Source organism: Nocardia carnea (assembly GCF_029868855.1).
Lineage (GTDB): Bacteria > Actinomycetota > Actinomycetes > Mycobacteriales > Mycobacteriaceae > Nocardia > Nocardia carnea_A.
The window spans coordinates 1-1,726 of the sequence record NZ_JARWOV010000315.1 but is presented as its reverse complement, the minus strand read 5'-3'; the positions used below and the strand labels follow the sequence as shown (position 1 = coordinate 1,726).

The following is a 1,726-nucleotide window of genomic DNA, read 5'->3' as shown; positions in this document are numbered from 1 at the left end:
CGATGTTCTCGGTGTCGACCGTATCGGCGCGGATGATGATTTCTTCGCTCTCGGTGGTAACTCGCTGATCGCGACCCAGGTCGCGGCCCGGGTCGGAAAAGCATTGGATGCGCAGGTCCCGGTGCGGATGCTGTTCGAAGCGTCGACGGTGACCGCGCTTGCCGCGCGGATCGAGGAACAGGCCGGAGCAGGCGGACGCGCTGCGCTGGTACCGCAGCCGCGGCCGGACCGGGAGCTGGTCTCGGGTGAGGTCGTGGCAGCGGCGCCGTTGTCGCTGGCGCAGCAGCGGATGTGGTTCCTCAATCGCTTCGATCAGCAGTCGGTGGCGTACAACCTGCCGATGGCGATCCGGCTGTCCGGTGAGCTGGACGTCGATGCCCTGCGGGCCGCGGTCGCGGATCTGGTGGCGCGGCACGAGGTGTTGCGGACGGTGTACCCGGAGACCGAATCAGGTCCCGTGCAGGTGGTGTTGCCGGTGGGGCAGGCGGTGCCGCAGCTCGAGGTGCGGACCGTGGCGGGCGACGAGATCGTGGCCGCGGTATCGGAGCTGGCGTCGTCCGGTTTCGATGTGACCGCCGAGGTACCGCTGCGGGTAACCCTTTTCGAGGTGCGCCCGGCGCCGGATGCTCCGGACCCGGCCGCCGAATTCGTGCTCGCAATGGTGGTGCACCACATCGCCGGCGACGGCTCGTCGGTCGGCCCACTGACCCGCGACTTGATGACCGCGTATGTCGCGCGGTCCGCGGGTGAGGCTCCGGCGTGGGCGCCGTTGCCGGTGCAGTATGCCGATTTCAGTATCTGGCAGCGGAATCTGCTGGGTGACGAGTCCGATCCGGAATCGCTGGCGGCGAAGCAGGTCGGGTATTGGGAGTCGGCGCTGGCCGGGATTCCGGATCAGCTGGATCTGCCGGCGGATCGCCCGCGGCCCGCGGTGCAGTCCTATGTGGGCGGCCGGGTCGAGGTCCGGATCGACGCCGACACCCATGCCGGGCTGCTGGACATCGGTCAGCAGCAGGGCGCCACCATGTTCATGGTGGTGCATTCGGCACTGGCGGTGCTGCTGTCGCGGCTGTCGGGTACCGACGACATCACCATCGGTACCCCGGTGGCCGGTCGTGGTGAGCAGGTTCTCGACGATCTGATCGGGATGTTCGTGAACACCTTGGTGTTCCGGACGCAACTCGATCGCGGCGAGGCGTTCACCGATCTGCTGGCGCGGCAACGCGAAATCGATATCGCCGCCTTCGCACACGCCGATATTCCTTTCGAACGTCTGGTGGAGGTGCTGAACCCGGTTCGCTCGCAGGCGCGGCATCCGCTGTTCCAGGTGGGATTGACCTTCCAGAACATGGCGCGGTCCGCTCTCGAGTTGCCGGGGTTGACGGTCTCCGGTGTCGACGTCGATATCGAGATATCGCAGTTCGATCTGCATCTGATGGTCGGCGACAGTTACGACGCCGCGGGAGTTCCCGCGGGCGTGGCCGGCTACCTGACCTACGCCACAGATCTGTTCGACCGCGCGACCGCGCAGGAGTTCGTGGAGCGGTTCACCCGGTTATTGGGCGCGATCGTCGCGGATGCGTCGGTGCCGGTGGGTGATCTGGAGATCCTGGCTCCGGTCGAGCGTGCCCGGGTGCTGGCGGAGTGGAATGCGACCGAGCATGCGTTGCCGGAGCGGTTGTTGCTGGACGGGTTCGAGCGGGCGGTTGCTGCGTATCCGGATCGG

Annotated in this window: 1 protein-coding gene; it reads left to right on the top strand. The window is 67.0% G+C overall.

The annotated features are described in order from the left end of the window. On the top strand, positions 1-1,726 hold a 1,726-nt coding region (locus QH195_RS32730; protein WP_280438240.1), incomplete at both ends, for a condensation domain-containing protein.